The 22,682-nt window shown below is 39.9% G+C and carries 19 protein-coding genes; 10 read left to right on the top strand and 9 right to left on the bottom strand.

The features are described from left to right. Positions 1-2 precede the first annotated feature (2 nt). Positions 3-302 (top strand): hypothetical protein, encoded by a 300-nt coding sequence (locus tag ABIB50_RS03955; protein ID WP_429377439.1) that lies wholly within the window; start codon positions 3-5, stop codon positions 300-302. A 145-nt stretch (positions 303-447) separates the two neighbouring features. On the opposite strand, the gene ABIB50_RS03950 is transcribed toward ABIB50_RS03955, so the two are convergent. Further along, positions 448-2,895, bottom strand: a complete 2,448-nt coding sequence (locus ABIB50_RS03950; RefSeq protein ID WP_429377438.1) for a hypothetical protein — start codon at positions 2,893-2,895, stop codon at positions 448-450. A 177-nt stretch (positions 2,896-3,072) separates the two neighbouring features. Between ABIB50_RS03950 and ABIB50_RS03945 the strand changes: the two genes are divergently transcribed. Further along, entirely contained in the window at positions 3,073-3,951 is an 879-nt protein-coding gene (locus ABIB50_RS03945; RefSeq protein ID WP_429377437.1) for a hypothetical protein, read from the top strand. Positions 3,952-3,955: 4 nt separating this feature from the next. After that, the gene (locus ABIB50_RS03940; protein ID WP_429377436.1) at positions 3,956-4,594 is read left to right on the top strand and encodes a glycosyltransferase family 32 protein; all 639 of its coding nucleotides are present in this window, start codon (positions 3,956-3,958) and stop codon (positions 4,592-4,594) included. A 4-nt stretch (positions 4,595-4,598) separates the two neighbouring features. Here the strand turns inward: ABIB50_RS03940 and ABIB50_RS03935 are convergent, their stop codons facing one another. The 5 genes from ABIB50_RS03935 to ABIB50_RS03915 all read right to left on the bottom strand — a co-directional run bounded on the left by ABIB50_RS03935 (position 4,599) and on the right by ABIB50_RS03915 (position 10,760). Next, positions 4,599-5,369, bottom strand: a complete 771-nt coding sequence (locus tag ABIB50_RS03935) for a GLPGLI family protein (protein ID WP_429377434.1) — start codon at positions 5,367-5,369, stop codon at positions 4,599-4,601. Positions 5,370-5,371: 2 nt separating this feature from the next. Further along, positions 5,372-8,089 carry an outer membrane beta-barrel protein gene (locus ABIB50_RS03930; protein WP_429377433.1) on the bottom strand — a complete coding sequence of 906 codons (2,718 nt, stop codon included), beginning with the start codon at positions 8,087-8,089 and terminating at the stop codon, positions 5,372-5,374. A gap of 729 nt (positions 8,090-8,818) precedes the next feature. Beyond that, complete coding sequence (locus ABIB50_RS03925; RefSeq protein WP_429377431.1) at positions 8,819-9,019, bottom strand: transposase; 201 nt, start codon at positions 9,017-9,019, stop codon at positions 8,819-8,821. Between the two features lie 150 nt (positions 9,020-9,169). Beyond that, positions 9,170-9,403 (bottom strand): IS110 family transposase, encoded by a 234-nt coding sequence (locus ABIB50_RS03920; protein WP_429377429.1) that lies wholly within the window; start codon positions 9,401-9,403, stop codon positions 9,170-9,172. 115 nt (positions 9,404-9,518) lie between these two features. Then, positions 9,519-10,760: a tyrosine-type recombinase/integrase gene (locus ABIB50_RS03915; protein WP_429377427.1), complete on the bottom strand. Its 1,242-nt coding sequence runs from the start codon at positions 10,758-10,760 to the stop codon at positions 9,519-9,521. Positions 10,761-11,388: 628 nt separating this feature from the next. On the opposite strand from ABIB50_RS03915, the gene ABIB50_RS03910 reads away from it, so the two are divergent. From ABIB50_RS03910 to ABIB50_RS03895, 4 genes are all read left to right on the top strand, one after another. Next, positions 11,389-12,489 carry an AAA family ATPase gene (locus ABIB50_RS03910; protein WP_429377426.1) on the top strand — a complete coding sequence of 367 codons (1,101 nt, stop codon included), beginning with the start codon at positions 11,389-11,391 and terminating at the stop codon, positions 12,487-12,489. A gap of 99 nt (positions 12,490-12,588) precedes the next feature. Continuing rightward, complete coding sequence (locus tag ABIB50_RS03905) at positions 12,589-13,044, top strand: hypothetical protein (RefSeq protein WP_429377424.1); 456 nt, start codon at positions 12,589-12,591, stop codon at positions 13,042-13,044. 254 nt (positions 13,045-13,298) lie between these two features. Next, positions 13,299-14,738, top strand: coding sequence for a redoxin domain-containing protein (locus ABIB50_RS03900; RefSeq protein WP_429377422.1), 1,440 nt, complete (start codon positions 13,299-13,301; stop codon positions 14,736-14,738). Between the two features lie 346 nt (positions 14,739-15,084). Beyond that, the gene (locus tag ABIB50_RS03895) at positions 15,085-15,456 is read left to right on the top strand and encodes a VOC family protein (RefSeq protein ID WP_429377420.1); all 372 of its coding nucleotides are present in this window, start codon (positions 15,085-15,087) and stop codon (positions 15,454-15,456) included. Positions 15,457-15,526: 70 nt separating this feature from the next. Here the strand turns inward: ABIB50_RS03895 and ABIB50_RS03890 are convergent, their stop codons facing one another. Continuing rightward, positions 15,527-15,958, bottom strand: a complete 432-nt coding sequence (locus ABIB50_RS03890; RefSeq protein ID WP_429377419.1) for a PepSY-like domain-containing protein — start codon at positions 15,956-15,958, stop codon at positions 15,527-15,529. Between the two features lie 131 nt (positions 15,959-16,089). Between ABIB50_RS03890 and ABIB50_RS03885 the strand changes: the two genes are divergently transcribed. Both ABIB50_RS03885 and ABIB50_RS03880 read left to right on the top strand, forming a co-directional pair. Then, positions 16,090-16,764, top strand: a complete 675-nt coding sequence (locus tag ABIB50_RS03885) for a response regulator transcription factor (protein WP_429377418.1) — start codon at positions 16,090-16,092, stop codon at positions 16,762-16,764. Then, positions 16,765-18,015 carry a sensor histidine kinase gene (locus ABIB50_RS03880; RefSeq protein ID WP_429377416.1) on the top strand — a complete coding sequence of 417 codons (1,251 nt, stop codon included), beginning with the start codon at positions 16,765-16,767 and terminating at the stop codon, positions 18,013-18,015. 58 nt (positions 18,016-18,073) lie between these two features. On the opposite strand, the gene ABIB50_RS03875 is transcribed toward ABIB50_RS03880, so the two are convergent. After that, positions 18,074-19,078: a YncE family protein gene (locus ABIB50_RS03875; RefSeq protein ID WP_429377415.1), complete on the bottom strand. Its 1,005-nt coding sequence runs from the start codon at positions 19,076-19,078 to the stop codon at positions 18,074-18,076. Between the two features lie 376 nt (positions 19,079-19,454). Between ABIB50_RS03875 and ABIB50_RS03870 the strand changes: the two genes are divergently transcribed. Then, positions 19,455-19,841 carry a DoxX family protein gene (locus ABIB50_RS03870; RefSeq protein ID WP_429377414.1) on the top strand — a complete coding sequence of 129 codons (387 nt, stop codon included), beginning with the start codon at positions 19,455-19,457 and terminating at the stop codon, positions 19,839-19,841. A 92-nt stretch (positions 19,842-19,933) separates the two neighbouring features. Here the strand turns inward: ABIB50_RS03870 and ABIB50_RS03865 are convergent, their stop codons facing one another. Further along, a complete protein-coding gene (locus ABIB50_RS03865) occupies positions 19,934-22,552 on the bottom strand; it encodes a TonB-dependent receptor (protein WP_429377412.1) in 2,619 nt (872 codons plus the stop codon). Positions 22,553-22,682: the final 130 nt, after the last annotated feature.

The raw sequence follows: 22,682 nt of genomic DNA, 5'->3' as shown, positions 1-22,682 counted from the left end.
AAATGAAAAAATTAAGATTAAAAGCGCTTAGCTTAGGTGCAAGAGAGATTCTTAATAGAGATCAACTAAGAAGAATCACCGGTGGTTGTAGTACTGATTATGATTGCGGTACAGGTTATACTTGTACTTCTTTAAATGAATGCGCGAGCAGCGGTTCGGGTTCAGGAACCGGCTCTGGCAATGCTGGATGCACCGGTGATTGTCCACCAACCACAAACAACGGTATTCCACAATGTATGACTGCACAATGTGATGCAACCGGAAATTTCGTCGGCTGCGTTCATTGTGATGATCATATTTAAAAAAAGCAGGCTGCCTCGAAAAGAGCAGCCTCTTTTCTTTACTTATTTTCAAGATAAATAATTTGACAGATATTCTAATTTTCTCGACCAAATAATGTGTTATGGTTGAAAACGGGCTTCACAATTAAATCGATTGCTGTGCCGACTATTCTTTTGTTACCTCGAATGATCGTTCGCCGTAGATCATGTCACTTTTAGTACGACCCTGTACCACGATTTTAAACGAACCGGATATTTCATTCGTATAAAATGAAAACTCAACAGTATTTGATGAAGTTACTTTTGCCAGATATTTCCAATAGATAGTTGACATATATTCAGGTGGTGAATTAGGCTGGGAAAGATCTGAGGGATAGAATTCCTGCTCCGCATATATACCACTAAATGCCAAATCCCTATGTTCAGATTCAGCGTTTTGTCCCCTATATACTGTATATATACCATTTATATAATAACTTTCGCCAATTACAGGAGGTCTATTATCGGGCTCGTTTCTATGGGTCGGACAATTTAAAATATTATACCTGCATACATAGTCTTCAGAGACGTTTGCACTCGGTGCACCAAAACGATGAAAAGAATTATTATCTGCTTTTATCTTTACTTCTTTTAATTTAATAGCCCTGTCGAATCCAGAAATTTCATTGAAGTTTGTACTTTGTTGCTGAGGCAGGTTCCGATCAGCAAATTCCATTTCTTTTAAAATATTCTTTGTCGTTAACGGGTAAGGATCATTTATTTTTACTTGATATAGCTCCTTTTTATCATTATTTATAAAAACAACTACCTTTTTATTACGCTGGACGATTAAATCGTTGTCAGCTACCGTAAAATTCCCAGTGGAATCGGTTTTAATAACATGTAGTGGAAAATTGTAATTTATTACATCAACGGGCACTGATATTTTAGCTCCATATTTGGTTACCTGCCCTTTAAAAAATATTTTCCCTTGCGTCTCTGTGATTTCTGTGGGTTTAACTTTTAGCATGTCCAACCAGGAATATCTTCGCCATCCTTTTATCAGGAGTATATCTTCTAAAAAGCTCTTGTCCGCTTCATCGCTTCCCCAATAATTTTCTTTTACTGGCAAATCACCTAATTGATTCTTTAAATAAAAATAAGTTTCAATATCGTTTTTATTATTTATCTGCAATCTATTTTGCTGTACACATGCTATTGATACCAATCCATTGTCCAATGGGCCAACTCCATCCAATTTCAGGCTTACAGTCACTTTTTCTCTTGATTTATAGCTGATTTTATCTGTGTTGATCTGCAAGCCGGGCTTTTCATCATAATGTGCAAAAAATAGACGTTCAGAGAGTGGGCGCCCTAAACTGTCCGTCAAGGTTATTTGCGTAAGCCCTTTAGGTATATCGTTCAAAAGAATACTAAATTTTTTTTCATCAACCCCAAGCTTAACTGGGGAGCTAGAAAAAAGCTGAGTATAATTATGCAGGTTTAAATAAACCAGTTGCGGTTTATCGGTCTTAAGTTTAACAGTTAGAACACTATTTGCAACTGCTGTCTGGATGGACAATACAGGAATATGGTTTATAGATGCAGGCAAATTATACAAGGTGTCCTTTTTATTTACACTGACGAGTTTTATACTATAAACTGTATTATCTTTTGGTGTTAATATAAACCTGCCAAATCCATAACTGTTGGTATGGATCGTATTTATAATGTTTTTATCTTCATATAATATCGCCTCAGCAGCTAAACCCTGGCCGGTGTGGTTTTTAACTTCCCAAGCCACTACGTTTTTTAAACCGGTGACAAAATTTCCGCCTTCGGGAAAGAATTTTAATATTGCGGGTTGAGGCCGGGCTGGTAGATCTATATTAAGATCTTTAGTTTCGTCGATTTTGCCCACCCTTACGTGAAGCCTATTTTCGCCTTGCCGCAACTGGCTTGACGGTATATCAAAAATATACTGTCCCGTCGGCGTAATTTTTGCTTCGCCCTTCATTACTGGACGACTAGCATCGCCCAAATAATAGTCTAAAGATAAAGTTGATATAGGTTTTTTATGATCGTTACTTGTCACGAGTAGCATTACTTTTTGCCGCACGTTAGTTAATGAAGTATCAAGTGGATTAAGTGAAGCGGAAAAACTGGGTTGCGCATCTCTTTTTATAATAATCTTTTGAGCAAACAATACATCCGGCTTGCCGTTAAGCAAACAATTACTGTAGGCAATAAATCTGTAATGTCCCGCTGCTGTTGTATCAGGTATAACGGTATTGCCAAATGACAGGCCTTGACTAACGATGAATTTTTCGTTGATAACTAACAAATGATCATTGTCTCTTACCAAGGCCACACATAGTGTTTTATAGGCCGTTTGATTAATAAGATTTAGAAAATAAGCCGTAAACCAAACATTTTCATTGTTGGTGTAAACATTTTTATCAAAATGGATGAACAACACGGGGGCTTGCATTTTTTCGCCATATAAATTCAATTTATTAGCTAAATCATCTGCGAACACTTCAGATTTGGGCCGTTGTGCATAAACGTTGCCAATGAAACTAGAAAGTAAAATAAGAATAACTAAGTGCTTAGCCGGAATTTTTATATTTTTCATAAATGGAAGATTTAGGCGAATTAGGTAATACTAATGTAAATAAATCATTGGGTTTTTAAAATAATTATTAGCTTTATTTCACTAAACTAATACTTTCCATTCATAATATGATAAAACCTTCTTTAATTCCATATCACTTTGAATCTGGCTATTTGGTAACATTAACGTATCAACATTATGCTGCAAATTAACGCGTCTATTGCAAAGCACGATAAAAACATATGGTGTGTATACAGAACCAAACATTTACGTCACTATGATGCTGAATACTTTTTAACAGAATTGGATGCGGAATTAGAACCGATATCAGACAAAAGACTATTTGCAGAAAACAAGAATACGGCGTTTGAAGATATAAGGCTACTTTCATTTGGTGATAGGCTTTTAGCGTTTTATAATTTCTTACCGTTCGAGGAAAATGTAGGTTGGAAATTAAAATATGAAGTGGGTTACGGCGAGATAGATGCCGAAAAAGGGATAATTGTAAATCAGGTTTCACTAAACAGTTTATCTAAAAGGTTTCATGAAAAAAACTGGTCGCCCTATATTTATAATGGTGAACTTTTTATGGTTACTGAATTTGATCCTTTCTTGAGGGTAATCAAAATTGAAAATACTAGTGGTAAAAAAGATTTGCAGGAAATTTACCAATCACAAAACATAACAACTGGCTGGGACTTTGGTGAATTAAAGGGGGGCACCCCTTTAGTGGTTGAACCAAACGCTAATGATGGTTGGTTTTACGGATTTATACATTCTTTTAGAGAAAATGAAACTGGATTTAAAATATTTTACTATTATACTGTGGCTAGGTTTAACCCATTTAGTAAAGAGTTAGAATATCACCACACGCCGCTACCCTATATTGATGAGGAGCCAGACGATGAATACAACTTATTATGGCAACTAAGTAACGGGAAGCATTGTAAGGTGATTTTTCCTATCGGAATAATGCAACATGACGATGGTTTAATGGTTTCTTTCGGAAAAGATGATGTATGCAGTTATACCGAACACTTTTCCTGGGACCGGATAAAGGCGTATTTTAACAACTAATTATATGGTACCTAAAATTATTCATCGCATTGTAGGGCCAAAACCATCAAACCTTGTTGTTCAATGTATTAATTCCTGGCATGTTGTTGAAGAGCACGGTTACGAAATTAAAATTTGGAATGACCAGTTGTTAGCAGAGTTTATAGGCAAAGAATATCCCTCAATTTTTCCCGCATTTTCGACGGCGAGGAATTACGGCGAAGCTGCCGATATTGCCCGTTACTTGATAGTGTATCATTTTGGTGGCTATTATTTTGATTGGGATACCGAACTTTTAAGCCTTAATAAGTTTTTAGAACTGGATGTAAAGCACCCGACAGGTTTTTTATTGCAAGACCCGCAAAACCAAACCCTGGCCCCTGACGCATTTGCTGCGGTAAAAGGCGAACAATATTTATTTAATCTCTTAGATAACATTTGCTATATCCATGAAAATGGCTTTCGGAATTCGATGAAAACAATCGATTATACCGGACCTTATCGGATGCGCGAAGTCTATTATTTTACAAAAAAAAATTCTCAACAAGATACTGTCCCACCCAAAGATATCATGTTATATGACTATTGGGAAATTCGAGATAAACCGTTTAGGGATAAGGAAGTGGCGGTTATACATTACTGGGAGCATGGTTGGATGAAGTGATTTTTTATAATGTATACCCCTTTATAAAATAAAGGCCGATCTCTCCCTTGTTGCCGTAAGACTTCCATAGCTCATCAAATAGTTGTTTGTTGTTCACGACTTTCCCTTGTTTTGGCGCTATAAGCTTCTTTGTATCAGCCGGGCCTTCGGTTACTTTAGTAGCAAACCAGCTTACATTTTCATGTGGCAGGGCAACACCCAGTATCATCCCCGGCAAACCGTTAAATGATCCTGGCCCGCCCGGTACATGGATCTCATCAGTATAAAAGGCGACTGTATATACCGTATCAAGCAACAGGCCATTTGCGCGGCGACAATTATAACCGGCAATTACCCGCGTCTCATCAGTTAGTTTCCATTTTATTTTGCGCAGCGTGTCTTTCACCAGGTAAGTACGCTCATAAAACTCTTTTTGAATAGTGCTGGTATTATGTTCAAAATCAGAGAATATTACATCGTGCTGGCTTATCATTGGCGAATCGTAAAACCAGGCAATGCCCTTTACATATGGTATGGGTGTAAAAAGCGAGGTGTTGTTGCCAAACACCAGGGTGCTGTTCAGCTTGATAAATTGTGGTTCGGTTTGCAGATATCTTTCATAATAGGGTTTGTTATCCATATGGTCTGTGGTAACCTTCTTTTTAAGGAGGGCAAACATGTTGTTTGTCCTTTCAAACTCAATAGTACCGCTGGTTATAAAATGCTTGTTTTGCGCCAATACGTTGCTGCCTTGCACTAAGAATATACAGATCAGAAAATTTAAGATACATTTCATGATTATTGTTTTTTAAGAGTCCAAAAATTGCTAAAATCCCAGGTTAGCGAGAACATAAAATAACGCCTTATCACCAGGTCGTGACGTTCAGTGAAGCTATCTGTACTGCCATTTCGGCTATAGCCTGTGTTTTGATTAAGCAGGTCGTTACCGGTAACGGCTATCTTTAAATTTTCTTCTTTCAGGAATTTTTTACCGAAGTAAGCCTTCAATATAAACTTGTTGAAATCCTGCGTAAATACCCGGTTCTTGCCGGTGAAATCGTAATTGCCGTTTACTCCAACGTAAAAGTTAAACGGCAGTTTGGTGTAACCGTTAAAATCACCACTATATGTCCGGGTATTGTTATTTAACTGTTGTAATGAGGTGGAGTTTTTTGTAAACGTAGCCGATACCCCCACGCCATACGAATAATCAGTTTTGTTCTTTTGGAGGTTTATTGCGGGTTTGTAACTGGTTGACACGGTTTTATTAAGCTGACGGTTGATATAGTTATAATAAGTATTGCCTGACATATTGATATTAGGATATAAAATAAAATCAGCTTTGGTAGCATGCCCATAAAACTCCAGGTAAACACTCCAGTGCAAAGGCTGCCTGTCCGCCAAATTGGACGACTGGTAAGTATTAACGCCTGCCGAATCTGTCATCCTGTTACTTACAATTGCGTTTATAGTATTACCGTATGAAACATTGAAATTAATGCCGCGGTCTGCTGTAGCCTGGTAAACTCTGCACCTAAAAAATAGGCTGTTAATATATTCGGGGTTAAGGCCAGGGTTGCCAATGGTAATGTTTAACGGATCTGAATTTTGCCTTAAAGGCTGGATCTGGTAGATAGAAGGCTGGTTGGTATTACCGGAATAGTTTAAGCTAAATGTTGTCGCTTTACTTGCCTGGTAAAATAAATAGGCGCTGGTGTTCCAGTTAACAAACTTTCGCGATAAAACTGTGTCAAGCAAATTGTCGGTTTGTTTTAAAACCGAATTAGCCACGCTGGTACCCGCATTTGCAGACAGTTTTCCAAGGTGATAAGAAAGTGATAAGTTGTAGGTGTTGGCCGAGTTTAGAATGCTATAATTATTACTGTACAATGGGTCAAGTGCGTTATACTTGCCTGACGCTGATTTGTTGAACGATTGCCGTTTATTATCGTTTACACTTTGATTAATGCTATAGCCTGCTAAAAGTGAAACCGACTTTGTAAGCGGCTCGGTATAATTTGCACCAAACTCTAAATAATGGCTGCTATAATCATTGGGTTTGTATTGATCAATTGTGCGTGTGCTGTCTGTTACGCCCAGTTTGTTATAATAATTTGAGGTAGATTTAAGGTAATTGTCGCCGGTTGAGTTAGTGAAATAGGTGTTGGTATATAATGATAGATTACGTCCCGGTTTTTTTAACTTTTTACCATAACGCAGGTAGGCCGAGGTGTATTTATAATTGTCACTACCTGTTGAGTTATTAGTATTATCATTTAGTATAACACCGTTACCGCGCACAGTGGCAGTAATATTGGTGTTAGCCGATGTGCCGCTGCGGCTACTTGAGCTAATTTGCGCGCTAAGCGTTGAAGTAGAATCCAGCTGCGCTGTGAAATAAACATCGGCAGATTGTCTGAAACCATAGCTATGCGAAGTGTTATCCCGGTTGCTTTTATTAAAGTTGTTGGGTAAGTTATTTTGTGTTAGGGTATTGCCCGCTTGATCAATAGTTAAGGCTCCTAATTTGTAAGTCGCATTTATAGATAATTTGTCTTTATTCCATTTACTGTCATAGTGCACCCCGCCATCGCGCGCCAATGGTATGCCTATACCGTTATAGCCATAATAAGTAAAACCACCGCCATATTTACCATTATCCCCACCGCCCAGGCCGACATTGCCGGTATTGCCTATGTTACCGTAAACAGCAAACTTCTCTTTGGGAGAAAATTTGTTGGCCATAACCTGGCCGGCATAATATCTATCGGTGCCTTTGCCGCCATCTGCCTTGCCAAAAGCACCGCGCTTTTTATCCTCTAACAGTTGTACGTTGATGGTCTTAATTTTTACGCCGTCATCAATTCCTGTAAGTTTAGCCTGGTCACTTTTTTGGTTATACACTTGTAGATTTTTAACCATATCAGCCCGTATGTTTTTGGTGACAAGTGCCGGATCGTCGCCAAAAAACTCTTCGCCGTCAACTAAAACTTTGTTTACCACCTCGCCCTGGAAAATAATAGCGCCGCTTTGATTGATCCGCATGCCGGGCAACAGTTTCAAAAGGTCCTCAACCTTCGCATTTTTTTGCGTGGCATACGCTTTTGGGTTAAACTCGGTGGTGTCGCCTTTTAGTTTCATGCCAACAACTTTGCCTTTTATTATAACCTCATTAAGTAGTTTAGATTTCAACGTTAACCATATATCGCCAAAATTATGCGTGGGGTGAGTTGCGTCCAACGTAAATTCAGCTACATAATCGGCATAGTCCGGGCAAGTAACCAGCAATATGAATTTTCCCGGCTTAATATTATTGATAGTGAAGGCGCCTTTGTTGGTATAGGTGAATTTTTGAAGTATAGAGTCCTTTACGGTTAGAACCGCAATTGTGGCACCTTCTATTTTAACTTTACTTGAAATGTCTGTGACTGATCCATTTATAATATAATTACTTTGCGCAGATAAAGAATAGGCGCAAAAGCATAAAAAAGCAAGTAATGCGATCTTGAGTGTCATAAGGCGGTTTATAACCGCAATTTAAAACTAAAAAACAGTTTTCCAAACATAATAGTATAGGTGTATAAAAGTTGAATTTTACTATTACTCTTATAATAGTTTTTATCCAATCTTCTTATTTCACCAGATCATTAAAAGTTAACTACAATTTTTGTTAACAAATAATTGTGTTGTTTTTTTAATTTGGTACGCTCTTAAACATATAAAATATGTTAGTAGTGGGTATGAATATTTGGAAGGCTTGACCATGCGATTCAATGGGATGTAGAGCACCCATTTGTGTTATCACTTTAGAAAATGGCAGTTATAAATCAATGAATTGATATGGTCAAAGTGTTCATAACTACCTGTTCGCTATTCCGGACCGTCGTGATCAATGTCTCCGGAATGTTTACTGTGAGTCTCGTATTCTAAGATTTCCCCCAATATTTTTTTTTCATCTTAACTCTACAACAAAATTCTCATTTTGGCGGGAACCTTTCAAGGGTACATAAACAGCGCAGCCGCACAGGCCGCCCTCCGCTGCCCTTGACAGAACCCCTCCAAAATAAAGGGAGTTGCTTAAGAGTTAGGATGATAAGTTCTAAGCTGCATATTTCATTAGATCCACATAACCCGAGCTGCGAATGACACCGGCAAACATCTTGAAATACCCTTATTGTGTATAAAATTTAGCGTACTCATCTTATTTTTCCATTCGTTTACCCTTCTTTTATAATAGCTTTTCAACTATGGATTATATGCCCAAGCGCATATGGCCACCGTGTGGATTAATTTTTTTAGCTGCTTGTTAGATAAACTACTGACTCGTGTTCTTTCTTTTATGCTGGTGCCAGACTGGTGTTCAAAAGGAGCGGTTCCGACATAGCAGGCAAACTTTCGCCAGGTAGAAAAACAGGTAAATTTGCGGCCAGCACTGGTCCTACACATTTAATGCTGGTCAGTAATTGATAGTTGATTTTGACTGCTTCATCACTTTCTATAACCGCCTTTATCTGTTTTTCGATTTTTTTAATTTGAACGATTAGGTTCTGTATAAGGCTTTTATGAAATTGAAATATCTCCTTGTGCTCTTTTCCTTCAATTGCTTTTCTGTTCTTTCCATGTGGCTTCATACCCACCACTATCATATACCAGACGATTTCGGAATGTAAGCAGCGATTGAAGTTTGAGAATACTTTTGGCTGATAATACAGTTGCCTGTATGCTTTCGCGATGTAGCCATGCATATTCAGCAATTCTTTGAGCATCAATCTGGTCATTCTTTCCTCGTCTTATTCCGATAGATTGTTTGATCTGAAGTGCAGGAAGCATAGCGAATGTATTCCGATATCATTAAGATAGGTGGCAAGTTTGATTGAATACATAACGTTATGCTCGAAGCACATGATCATCTGCCCTTACTACTTTTATATACAAATATTCATCTTTATCCAAAATCCATCAGCTTATCAGCTATTTCTTGCTTAACATTATCTTCGAAACCTGCCCAATAATTTTGCGTGGTATTCAAACTATGGTGACCTAAACTTTCTTGTATCATTTCCATTTTAGCGCCATTTCGGATAGCGGCAGTAGTGAAAGAATGTCGTGCGTAATAGGTAGATATTTTCCCATCTAACTCCAAGTCTTTCGCTAATTTCTGGATGTGCTGATTAACAAATCGTATGAAATTTTGGTTTACCCTTAGCTTTTCAGTTTCATCCATTGAATTATTAAAAATAGGAAATACATAATTGTCAGGTAAAGCTGGTTTGGTGCCATAACGCTCAATAACAGCCTTGATCGATTCTGTTAAAGGAACAATAATCGGTTTCGGTTTATCTTTTGTTGTAAATAAAGTCTTATGGCGTAAAAAAGAAAAGGATTTGTTATTAATGTTTTTATATTTTAGCTCTGTAATATCCCGAAAATTCATCCCATTGCACTGGTAACTGAAAAACCAAAAATCCCTGGCTTTTTCTTTCGGGCTATCTGGCTCCAATTTTGCGGTAAATAATTTTTTTAAATCTTGCCTGTCTAAAGCTTTTTTAATGTTTTGCCCTGTTGGTATCTTGTATTTTTTGAAAGGGTAAATTTCTGCCACAATATCGCCTTCTTCGATGGCCTTGTTAAAGATAGCTCTAAGAGGGCGGAGGTAGATACCCACTGTTGTCTTAGATTTTCCTTCTGTTGCCATCCATTTTTCATATCGATTAAGAAAATCTAAAGTAATATGGTCAAAAGGTAACGAGACTGCGAGTTTCGTAGCTTTGCTCGCAAATAGCAGCAAAGATTTTAAACTCAATTGATAATTGTAAGCGGTGCCTATACGTCCGTTCTGTGTAAGTTCGGCAACGTAGGCTCGGTAATGAGTTGTAATATCGGTCGAACTGGAATGAGCGCCAAACATTTCCCTTTCAAATTTAGCAAGGATAAAAACAGCATCCATTTTGGTAATGATGTTATTGGCTTTAACAGCTATAGCATCCAATGTTATTTTAAGCTCTTTAAAAGCTTTTTTTGGTTTAGTGGCTAAGTAAGATTGCTCAAATTGTTCACCTGTCAGGTACATACCTGTATGGTAATGTTTAACATCAGTTCTTGATATATATAGCCTTAATTTTACGGGCGCTTTTTCACCTGCTTCTATCTTACGTTCATCCAGGTATAAATTTACTTTGACTGCCATTTTGATAGATTTTAAGAATTTATTAATATTCTCTCACACATTTTTTTTTGAATATCCGAATTTAAGTAAATTTTGCATAAAATGCAAATTTATCTCTCACACATTTCTCACACAAATGGACAAAAAATAACGAATTATTGATAAATAAGTATATTTGAATAACACATAAATATCTGATATATAAGTAAATATAAAAATAACAAAACATCTATAATACAAACCCATTGACTCTTAATCAGTGGGTCGAGAGTTCGATCCTCTCCCAGGTCACTAACCGCTTTTACGATATGTAGAAGCGGTTTTTTTTATTTATCTGAAAAAACACCATTCGATGTAGGTGATTCACTTAAAAATGTGGATCACCTGGATCACCTTTTCCGGATAACTATTTGAAAATAAATAAATTAACAAAATGAGCGGATCACTTTGGATCACTACAAAAACTTCAGGTAAATCAATTTAAATTATTGATAATAAGATAATTATATGACTTTATCGCTTTTTTAAAATATGGAGCGGATCACCTAAAGTGGATCACCTTTTTTTAAGGGTGGATCACCCTACTGACAAAACAGTGTCACCATAATTTTCTTTGGATAGCCGTACCTTGCGTTAATCCCATAATTTTATGAACACTTACAACAGACCCGATCATTACCAGGAGCGGCCGTTAGTTATCGAGCTCATCCGGTCCGCCACGCGTGGCACCATCACCGCCAAACAAACCAAAACCTTAAACAACCTGCTGCGCAGCCCCGCCGACAGCAAGGATGCGTTCATCATTAAACCCGCGGCCGAGTTCCTGCAAACTACCCAAAATCAACCGGATGACGGCATGCTCTTCGGCGATTTCTGGTACGAGGGCGAGCTATGTATCCTGTTTGCCGATACCAATGTGGGCAAATCCATCCTTGCTGTGCAAATTGCCGATGCCCTTAGCCGGGGCGAACCTGTCCCCCGTTTCACTATGAAAAAGCAGCCGGCTACCGTTTTGTATTTTGATTTCGAGCTTAACGACCGGCAATTTTCCAAACGTTACACCAGCGATGTGCATGGGCAGTACGAGTTTAACCCAAACCTGCACCGCGTGGTTTTTAACCCCGATGCCGCCGGCGCGCATAAGTTTGACAGCTACCATGCCTATATCAATAACGCGCTCGAAAACATGCTCATCACCAGCCAGGCGCGCATCATTATTATTGATAACATTACCTGCCTACGCACCGGCACACAGGCCGCCGCTACCGCCATCAGCCTGATGCAAAACCTGCAAACGCTTAAAAACAGATACGGCCTTTCGGTACTGGTGCTGGCGCATACACCCAAGCGCAACCCCGCCAAACCCGTTACGCGTAATGATCTGCAGGGCAGTAAAATGCTTATCAACTTTGCCGACAGCGCCTTTGCCATTGGCGAGAGCCAGCTGCAGGCCGATATGCGTTACCTAAAACAGATAAAGCAACGCAGCGGCACGCAGGTTTACGGCGCCAATAATGTGTACCTATGCCAGGTGATGAAACCCTATAACAATTTGCATTTCGAATTTATAGGCCCCGCCATCGAAGCCGACCACCTGCTGCACCATACCGAGCAGCAACGCAAAAGCACCGAGGACCGCATTATCCAACTGCACCAACAGGGACGCAGCCTGCGCCAGATCGTCGCCGAAACAGGACGGCCTTATACTTCGGTATTTAGGTTGGTGAAGAAGCTGGGGGAAGAAGGATGAGTAGTGCGGTTATATCATTGACTACTGGCTAAAAAAAAGAACACCTGGGGCAACGTTTCTCCTAAAATCACCGTAAGCCTAAAGGAAAACATTTGCTACATGAAACAACTGCTTATTTTAACTTTATTTGCCGCTGCACTGGCAGCCTGCAAAAAAAATGAAACAATGACATTACCCATACCGGGTAATAAAATTATCGGTAAATGGACGATAAGTTCGGTAACAGTCATCCCGCGCGATTCGACCGGGAAGGCCATTAACAGCGGCACTGTTTATCCGGAACCGTCCTATTATTATTTTCAGTTTAATACTAACAATACCTGGGCTGAAAACTTATCCCCTGATCCCAACTCCGGTATTAGTGAGGCAGGCAGCTACGTTTTGCATGCCGATACCAGTTTTACGCTGATTAATGTGAATTTGCCGTCGAGTCTGGTAGAGTGTAAAATCGCCTCGCTAACCGACAAATCATTCGTCTTCATCCATCAAAAAGCTACTTTATTTAACGGTGTAACTCCCGGCTACCTTGAATATAGGTTCGACTTAATAAAATAATTTTTCAACCTATATCTTCTGTTAGCCTGGATTTATAATCCCGGACTAAATTTGTGGGGATTTGTAATCTCCAGCCAACGGATAATAAATCCGTAACCGATCTCGTCCGGGATTGTAAATCCGGACTAAGGAGCCCGTTTTATTTTAAATAACATATTCGTATTTTTATCGAAACTAAACCAATCATGAAAAACCTCCTAAAATATGCCGCATATACAATTTTGTTATTATTAATGTGTTTGCCTACGCAGATTTTGGCGCAAATACCTGTTAGAAAAGGCCCTGCGTCTGCCGAAGAAATAAAACAAGCCAGGGAGGTGCTGGATGCTGACATGAATAGCTTAAGTAAACACAGAGCTTTTATATTCGCTATGGGTATAAGTAGTCCGCTTGTGGTAGAGCAATATAGAGAATGGATGAAAAAGTATCCAGACAATGTAAATATTCCGTTGTCCGCAGGCACTGTATATTACAACGCCGAAATGTCGCAGGGTAAAGAGTTTTTAGAAAAAGCGGCAACAATGCAACCTCATAACGCAAAAATATGGGGTATGCTTTCGGGAGACGCGTTTACAAGAGGGCAATACGATTTAAGGACTGAATATTTGAAAAAAGCATATCTTATAGACACTTCAAATGCAGACTATGCGGCGTCTTATTTGATGTCTTTTAAGGATAGCGATCCCGATTACAAAACTAAAGTTTTTAATTTTATAAAACGTTTCCCAACAAGTGAACGCGGAGCTCAAGTGTTATATTGGTTCGCTGAGCAGACCACCAATATTACCGACAAGATTAATTATTTCGAGAAACTACGTACGGATTATCCCCCTCAGCATTATGAATGGTCATCAAGTGGAATGGTACCATTAGCAGATGCCTATCTGCAAACAGATCCTGGAAAAGCTTTACGCTTAATTAACGAGATGGGCGGAGAAGGAGGTTGGAAGATCAGAAAACAAGTGGCCGAATTATTAATAGGGGCCAATGTGTTGGAGCGTGATCAAAATTACAAGGAGGCAATGAGTAAATTAAACCTTATAGTGCTTCCAAAATTCAATTATGTTAACGAATATATAGCCTTTAAGAAAGCTTCGCTACTTGTTAAGATTGGTAACGTCAATAATGTCAAAATAGCCTACGATAGCCTGGCTCAAAAGTTTTCCAAATTACCGTCGGATGATCTTTATACCGCGCTTGAATTCTATGGAAATAAAATTGGAAAGGATAGTAAGCAAATTTTAAAAGACGTAAATGCTTTAAGGGATAGCGCAGTGGTTATTGCTTATCAATTTGAGCTGGGCCTTTATACTGATAAAGGAAAGTTAAGTTTAAAAAGCCTGAAAGGTAAAGTAGTATTGCTTACTTTCTGGTTCCCTGCTTGCGGGCCTTGTAGAGCAGAATTCCCACATTTTCAAGCTGTGATCAATAAATTCAAAGGTAAAAATGTGGTTTATGTAGGAATTAATGTATTACCTGAGCAAGACCCGTATGTGATCCCGATGTTAAAAAACACTAAATATTCGTTTATTCCGTTGCGTGGCTCGCGTGAATTTGCCGCTAAATATTATGGCGTAGATGGCGAGCCGACGAATTTTTTGATAGACAAAACAGGGAAAATTATTTTTAGTGACTTTAGGATTGACAATTCGAATCAGCGCACGTTGGAATTAATGATATCTTCATTATTGTAAATCGCAACGGTTAAGTCCCGGATTGCAAATCCGGACTAACGATAAAATAATCAGAGGCGTAGCCTCGTTTAATTTTGTAGCAACGGGTTTCAACCCGTTGTTGGCTAAAAAATAAAAATGCAAAGTGCCGTAGGCTCGGCCCATATATGTGTCGTACCTACGGCACTCCATGGTTTGCGGTGCCGATTGCCAACGGGTTGAAACCCGTTGCTACAAAATAATATAGAGCCGATGGCTCTCGTTTTATAGGCTAAAGTGTTTATACTATCCCGGACTAACACGAAAGATCAGACTAAAGTATTACGCGAATCTTGCGCTAAATAATAAATAAAACGTATTTTTATTTATGCAATTCATCCCACTTTTTAAGGTCCGTGATATGCGGACTGCCATCCGCCATTATACAGAAGTGTTGGACTTTGTTATGACCTGGCCGGAAGATACGGAAGATTCGCCTGTAGTTGACCTGGGCCATGAGCAAATGGAGCTACAGATCACTACCCATGAAAGCGAGCGTTTATTTGGCTCGATAGTAAATGTATGGGTAGATGATGTGGACAGCCTCTTTGCTTTTTACAAAAGCCGTGGGCTGGATAATAGTAATAAACCTAATTCGCCGGTGCACCAGGGGCCAACCGATCAAACCTGGGGCAGGCGTGAGTTTTATGTCACCGATAACGACGGCAATAGCCTGCGTTTTGTGCAACCGATCAAATAATAAATCCGGACAGATAAGAATGTAGAAAAGCAAACAACGCCAGGCCATCGCCCGGCGTTGCGCAGGGGTATCAATCTACTTTTAAAAAACCGCCTTTTTCGTTAAAAATAAGGTCCTTACCTTTTACTTCAGCTTCGTACATTACCGTGCCTTTTGCGTTTGTTACTTTACCGGCTTCGGTTATTTTGGCACCTTTGTAGTTTGCCTTAACATACGTGGCTATACCTGCAGGCAATGCACTTACCGCAATGGCCTCTACCTGTTCAACAAAAGCACCCGCCGGGGTAAACATTACGGACATATCCTCGCCCGATTTACCGCCCCAGTTAGCTTCGTAATTACCGTGCTCTTTTTCCCAGTTAATTTTTGCTGCCGCCGGGTATTTTTGCATTAGCGCCTTAACCGCCGCAGCGGGCACGTGGCTGTTTTTAACTTTTTGTGCCACTACCATACCGGTTAGCAGCAAACAGCAGATAGCTGTATTAAAAAATATTTTTTTCATATAATTGGATTTTAAACAAGCTTACTTAATGAAGTTGTAGATATATTGGATACATTTTGTAGGAAATCTATAGGAAACATATTTACAGGTTTCCTACAGATTTTTAAGCTAATTTTAAATAAAAAAATACTGTGAAGATACTGGTAGTTGAAGATGAAGCGGGACTGAGGGAAAGCATCCGCGAATATTTTGCCGAAGCCGGGGATGTTTGCGAAACGGTAAACGATTACCCATCGGCCCTGCAAAAGATAAACGTGTACCGTTACGATTGTATTATTTTAGATATTACCCTACCCGGCGGTAACGGGCTTGATATATTACAGGAGCTTAAACAAAACCGTTTCGTGGATGGCGTACTCATTGTATCGGCCAAAAACTCGCTTGACGACCGCCTGCGCGGTTTTGACCTTGGTGCCGACGACTATTTAACCAAACCCTTCCACCTATCAGAACTGCGCGCCAGGGTGTTGGCCATAGTGCGCCGCAAATCATTTGACGGTAACCAGCTGGTTGTTTTTCGTGAAATACAAATGGATGTGCTGGCAAGATCGGTTTTGATCCATAACGAGCCGGTGAAATTAACCAGGCGCGAGTACGGTTTGCTATTGTATTTTATAGCTAACAAAGGCAAGGTAATATCTAAAAATGCTTTGGCCGAACATTTATGGGGCGATGGTATTGACATGGCCGATAACTTTGATTTTATATACTCGCACATTAAAAACCTGCGTAAAAAAATGATCGATGCCGGCTGTAAAGACTATATTTATTCGGCCTATGGTATGGGTTATAAATTTTCTGACTAATTGAAGCTTCTTGACAAATACAACCGCATTAGTTTAATAACCACCATACTGGTTATTATTATCACCGGTGTTGTATACTATTTCACTATCAGCTATATTTTAACAGACCAGGTTGATAAGGACCTGCTGGTTGAAGAAAACGAGATCTTTGATTACGTAAAAGCCAACCGGCAGCTACCGCAGATATTTAAGTCGGAGGATCTGAAGATCACCTTTAAACCTGCCGGAAAAAAACCTATACAACGGCAATTTATTAATATAAATTATTGGAACGAGAAGGATCATGACCACGAGTCGGGCCGCGGGCTCATTAGTTCGGTTATGGTTAATGGGATAAATTACCGCATTAACATTATCGAATCAAAAGTAGAGACCGAGGACCTGATACAGTTAATATTTTTGATAACGCTGGGTATCATTTTAATATTGATAGTGGTGCTTATTGTGATTAACCGGCTGGTGATCCGCAACCTTTGGCTGCCATTTTATGATATGCTGGCGCAGATCAAGCTATTTAACCTTACCGACCACGACACCATCAACGGCCTGCAAACCAATATTGAAGAGTTTAAAGACATGAACCAGGAGATCTCGGCCATGTCAACCCGTGTACGGCAGGACTACCAGGAGCTTAAAAGCTTCATAGAAAATGCATCGCATGAGCTGATGACACCCATAGCGGTGATGAACTCAAAACTGGATACCCTGATACAAACCAGCAACCTAACCGAAAAACAAGGCGCTCTTATAAACGATGTGTATAACACCGTAGGCAAGCTTACCCGCTTAAACAAGGCGATGCTGTTGCTTACTAAAATAGAGAACAAACTGATAAACGATCAGGAGCAAGTAATTGTTAAAGTAGCCGTTGAGGATGCGCTAAGTGAGTTCCAGGAAATATTTGCCGGTAAACAGTTAACGCTGCATAGCCAATTGGAAGATGTACAAACCAGCACAAGCAAAGTTGTATTAGATATACTGTTAAACAACTTGCTTACTAACGCCGTGCGGCATAACCTGCGCGGCGGGGATATTTTTATTACCCTGGCCGGCCGGGAACTTGTGATAAGCAATACCGGTAAGCCGGTGGCGTTGGATACGCAGCAGATATTCCAGCGTTTCCACAAAGCGCCCGAGTCTGAAGGCAGCGGGTTAGGTTTAACTTTGGCGCGGCAGATCTGCGAGAATTACGGGCTGAACTTAACGTATAGCTATACCCAGACCAGGCATACTTTTACGGTTGGATTTTAAGCAAAAAGCCGCTACTGTAATCAGTAAGCGGCCTAAACAGGAATATATATAAAAGGGGTTATTTACCTACTTCAATTACGTGGAAGGAACCGGGTATTTGTTTTGGCCTTCCGCCATTTGGGTTGGGTTCTGTTTTAGCTGCCGGTAAAAACAGGTGATGCGTGGTATAGTCTATCCCAATGGTACGGGCGCTGGGCTCGGAAGCAATGGTTTCAACAAACTCATATTTATCTGCTGCTATTTCCTTTACCGCGCTTATCGTTCCGCCGGTATTGGCCGCGTAAATCATTTTTGATTGCGGGTCGAATACCAATCCATCCGAATCCCCTATGGGGAACTTCGCTACGGTTTTACCGTTGGCAGCATTCATTATTACCATGGTTTTTGATCCGGCGCAGGCTATAAATAAACGGTTGGTGACGCGGTCGATAGCTAAGCCGGTTGGTTCTTCGCCCCCATCAATTTTATAACGGGCAATTTCTTTATAGGTAGTGGCATCAAATACAATGATAGCGCCGGTGGTTTCGCCGTTTACAAATATCTTACCCTTGCCGTCTGACACCGCTGTTTCGGGTTTATCGCCCAAAGCCACCGTTGCTACTACTTTATTGGTAGCGGGGTCTATTATGGTAGCGTCCTTACTACGGCCATTACAGGTGATTATCTTTTTTGAAAAATCATCATAAAAAATAGCATCGGGGTTTTGCCCTACGGGGATATCATTTAAAACTTTATAGGTCTGCAGATCAAAAACAGAAACCGTATTGGCCCTGCCATTGCTGGTATAGCCTTTACCTAATGATTTGATAAGCGCGATACCATGAACACCGGCCGTATTGGGGATAACACCTATCGAATCGCCGGCGGTGCTTAAAATATTAACCTGCGTGCCATGTGACACAAACATGCGTTTATCTGCACCGTCGACAGTTATATAGTCCCAGCCGCCACTGCTGCCAATAGGAATATCTTTTAGGATATGAAAGCCGGTTTTAGTTTGTGCCTGCAAACCAAATGATGATGCCAGCATTGCCGTCATCAATAAATAGCTAAACTTTTTCATGATTGTTTTTAAAGCAATTTCAGTAAACAATCTGTAGGAAAGTTGGATACGTTATACCTGTTGATATAAATGAGTGCAAAAACTTACCATCCCATTATCTATTTGAGACACTTTTGCAGCTATTTGCTTATCTGCCACATCTTATGAAATACATTTACCAGCTAACCCTAACGTTAGCAATTCTTTTTTACGACCTAATCGGTCGTTTTATGTGGTTAGCAGTGATATACTGTATATAGGCGCATCGGCCAAATACCATTTTTATAAAGTATGACACATTTTAACATCAGTTCCATATTATTATAAATCCTGTTATATTAGTCAACGAAAAGCCGTATCAGGCTATTAAACAATTAAAAACCTAACTACACTTAACATGAACAAAACAACGATCAACATTATTTACTGGGTTAGTACCGGATTGATATTAGGTATGATGCTTTTTTCGGCTGCTACAAGTTTTATGGAAAACCCCGAAGGTGCTAAAATGCTCGATGCAATTGGGTATAGGCCATATGTGTTACATCTATTAGCAGTAGCCAAAGTATTGGGCGTAATAGCTATCCTTACTCCGGGCTTCCCCCGACTTAAAGAATGGGCGTATGCAGGCTTTATGTTTGATCTTATTGGCGCAACATATTCTTTTTATGCTTCTGGCTTTGCTTTTAAAGATTGGGCATTTATGTTGGTATTAATTGCTGTTTTAGCCTGCTCGTATATTTTTTATCACAAGAGATTAAATACTGCCGGAAGCGTGGCTTAATAAAAAAATCTAAGTCCGCACGGTTATAAGAAAAAAGCGGGTCAGGAGACCCTGAACCCGCTTTACCAATTATAAACCTAAAGAAAAGATCGTTATAAAGAATAGCGTAATGTTACACCAACCGTACGTTGGTCGCCAAGTACACCTGCATACTGGCCCGCGTTACCACCTGCCGGTAATAATTGCTCAAAATAGTTTTGGTTAAGTATGTTACGGCCCCAGATATAAGCACCTAAACCGTGTGTAGCTTTAAAGCCCAAACGTGCATTAAGTAAACCATAACCGGCAATATTTAAATAAGCCGAAGGCGTTGCACTTGAAGAGAACGATGAACGGAAAGATTCATCAATTGCCACAAAGAATTTTGATGTAGTATTATTTATAAATTTAGCATCGGTAGCAAACTCGCCGCCTAATGACCCTGCCCATTTTGAAACACCGGGAAGTATTGTGCCCGAAATATCTTTAAATGGAGGTAATAAACCGGTTTCTTCTAATGCAAGTGGTGCATCGGTAAATTTCACATATTTGGCATCCGTATAGGCAACAGATCCGTATACCGAGACACTTTGTGAAACTCTGTAGCTGCCATCAAATTCTATACCTTTTACATTTACTTTTTCAGCATTGGCAATATACCCACGATTAACGGTTAAATCCGGCGATTGAACGTTTGTCTGGTAATTGTCGATATCTGAGTGATGGAAAGTAAGATTCAAGATCAGGTTAGGCAATGGTGTGCTTTTAATGCCAAACTCAACGTGTTTTGTTTTCTCAGGCTTGATCACAGCATAGTCTAATATGGTTTTGCCGGCCTCTGGCGATGGCAAGCCCGCCACGTTTACACCTACCGGCTTATAGCTTGTTGAGTAAGTTGCGAAAGCGTTAAGTTGTGCATTTGGCCTGTAAGCGGCAGTTAAAGAATAAGTGAAGTTTTTCTCGTCAACATTGGTCGCATAATTTTGACTGCTATATACGCCATTCTTTATCTTTACAAGTTCCGCTTTTACGGCAGCGCTATAGCTACTGTTAGCAATATCTAAACCGCCTTTGGCGACGCGGTTATAGTACACATCCTTTTTATCGTAGTTGATACGACCACCCGGGATAATATGGAAACCTTTAAAAAGTTCATAATCAATACTGGCAAACGCTGCCGCGCTTTTTGATTTAATAGAAGCATCGGTATAAATACCATATCCTTCCAGCAAACCTGGTGTAGCCCATAGTTGATCGTTGGTTACGCCCGGTGTATTGGCGTTGTTACCGGTTGAGCTTTTAGCGAAGCGGTACTGCGCTGCGCCAGACTCCTCTGTACCGGTAATATTAACTACCTGGTCAAGGTAAAACAAGCCAACTACACCGCTAAGCTTTTCAGCAAAATTACCCGCATAGCGCACTTCTTGCGACCAGTTATGATGTTTTGCAGGATTTTGTGATTTTGCCAATACCGGTAAACCTGTAAAATCCCTGTCGTTTGATGGATCCCAGTTCCAGTAACGATAGGCAGTAGTCGAGGTTAAAGTACCCGGACCTATTTTGAAATCACCATTTAATGAAACACCACCCAATTGGTTACCTGATCTCCATGGTGTATCATGATCTATAACACGATCAAAAGCGTTTGTTGATGGCAGCGTGTAACCCAAATCTGCAATGATTGCATTAAACTGGCGATAAGCGGCACGTTTAGTTGGTGCAACACCGGCAATTACCTGGGCATAACCATCAGGTTTTTGGTCAGACACGTCACCTGATAAAGTAATAGCAACATCTTCAGATGGTTTGTATAGGAATTGCACACGGGCACCTAAGTTATTAAGGTCGTTAGTTGCACGTCCTGTACGAACGTTTTGAACCAAGCCATCGCGCTGTGTACCCGAGAATGATATGCGTGCCGCGATATTTTTTGTTAAAGGGCCTGTTACCGCTGCTTTAGCCTGAACGTACCCGAAGTTACCAAAACTGGTTTCGAAAGTTGCACCCGGAGTAAAGCTTGGTTTACGTGTTGTAATATTAAAAGCGCCTGCGGCTGTGTTTTTACCAAATAAGGTACCTTGCGGCCCGCGTAATACTTCGATGTTTTCTACGTCGATAAAGTCAAACGTTGCAACTGCAGGGCGAGCGTAGTAAACACCGTCTACATATACACCAACGCCGGGGTCAAGGCCATCATTTGTTAAACCAAACGGTGAACCGATACCACGGATATTAATGCCTGTATTGCGCGGATTTGAAGTGTACAATTGTAATGAAGGTACAAATTGCTTAACCAGGTTAACGTTAAATGCACCGGCCTCATCAATTTGTTTACCACCTACTACCGAAATTGGAATAGGAACATCCTGTAAAAGTTCTTTACGGCGGCGCGAGGTAACCACTATCTCGGTTAACTGGTCGTCGCTTATCAGTTCAAACGTTATAGGTGTATCCTGTACGGTTAAGATCTGGAAATCCTGTGGTTTGTAGCCAACAGAACTTACTCTGATGTAAAATGGTGCCGCTATGGTTGGTGTTATAGAGAACTGGCCATTTTCGTCGGCGCTGGTGCCAACTTTGGTGCCTCTTATTACCACCGTTGCATGTGGTACCGGGGTGCCTTTGCTATCTTTTATAACACCGGTTAATGTTTTTTGTGCAAAAACAGCAGCCGACGAAAGAAGTAAAAAAGTTAAGAGTAAGGTTTTTTTCAAATACGAAATAGGTTTCATGTTTATATATAATTAAGAATTGAGTTGATTAAAAATTGTAGAATATGAATAGTATGATTTGTTGTTGATTAACAACAGCAACATCCGGAAGCGATGTGCATTTGTGTAGATGGCAGGTGTAGTGTTTTAA

This window comes from Mucilaginibacter sp. UYCu711 (assembly GCF_050433825.1).
Classification (GTDB): domain Bacteria; phylum Bacteroidota; class Bacteroidia; order Sphingobacteriales; family Sphingobacteriaceae; genus Mucilaginibacter.
This window is presented reverse-complemented; position numbering and strand designations above follow the sequence as displayed.

Bases quoted from the DNA above. Each gene is read 5' to 3' on its own strand.
- ABIB50_RS03955 (WP_429377439.1), top strand. From the start codon at position 3: ATGAAAAAATTAAGATTAAAAGCGCTTAGCTTAGGTGCAAGAGAGATT.
- ABIB50_RS03950 (WP_429377438.1), bottom strand. From the start codon at position 2,895: ATGAAAAATATAAAAATTCCGGCTAAGCACTTAGTTATTCTTATTTTA.
- ABIB50_RS03945 (WP_429377437.1), top strand. From the start codon at position 3,073: ATGCTGCAAATTAACGCGTCTATTGCAAAGCACGATAAAAACATATGG.
- ABIB50_RS03940 (WP_429377436.1), top strand. From the start codon at position 3,956: ATGGTACCTAAAATTATTCATCGCATTGTAGGGCCAAAACCATCAAAC.
- ABIB50_RS03935 (WP_429377434.1), bottom strand. From the start codon at position 5,369: ATGAAATGTATCTTAAATTTTCTGATCTGTATATTCTTAGTGCAAGGC.
- ABIB50_RS03930 (WP_429377433.1), bottom strand. From the start codon at position 8,089: ATGACACTCAAGATCGCATTACTTGCTTTTTTATGCTTTTGCGCCTAT.
- ABIB50_RS03925 (WP_429377431.1), bottom strand. From the start codon at position 9,019: ATGTGTAGGACCAGTGCTGGCCGCAAATTTACCTGTTTTTCTACCTGG.
- ABIB50_RS03920 (WP_429377429.1), bottom strand. From the start codon at position 9,403: ATGCTTCCTGCACTTCAGATCAAACAATCTATCGGAATAAGACGAGGA.
- ABIB50_RS03915 (WP_429377427.1), bottom strand. From the start codon at position 10,760: ATGGCAGTCAAAGTAAATTTATACCTGGATGAACGTAAGATAGAAGCA.
- ABIB50_RS03910 (WP_429377426.1), top strand. From the start codon at position 11,389: ATGAACACTTACAACAGACCCGATCATTACCAGGAGCGGCCGTTAGTT.
- ABIB50_RS03905 (WP_429377424.1), top strand. From the start codon at position 12,589: ATGAAACAACTGCTTATTTTAACTTTATTTGCCGCTGCACTGGCAGCC.
- ABIB50_RS03895 (WP_429377420.1), top strand. From the start codon at position 15,085: ATGCAATTCATCCCACTTTTTAAGGTCCGTGATATGCGGACTGCCATC.
- ABIB50_RS03890 (WP_429377419.1), bottom strand. From the start codon at position 15,958: ATGAAAAAAATATTTTTTAATACAGCTATCTGCTGTTTGCTGCTAACC.
- ABIB50_RS03875 (WP_429377415.1), bottom strand. From the start codon at position 19,078: ATGAAAAAGTTTAGCTATTTATTGATGACGGCAATGCTGGCATCATCA.
- ABIB50_RS03870 (WP_429377414.1), top strand. From the start codon at position 19,455: ATGAACAAAACAACGATCAACATTATTTACTGGGTTAGTACCGGATTG.
- ABIB50_RS03865 (WP_429377412.1), bottom strand. From the start codon at position 22,552: ATGAAACCTATTTCGTATTTGAAAAAAACCTTACTCTTAACTTTTTTA.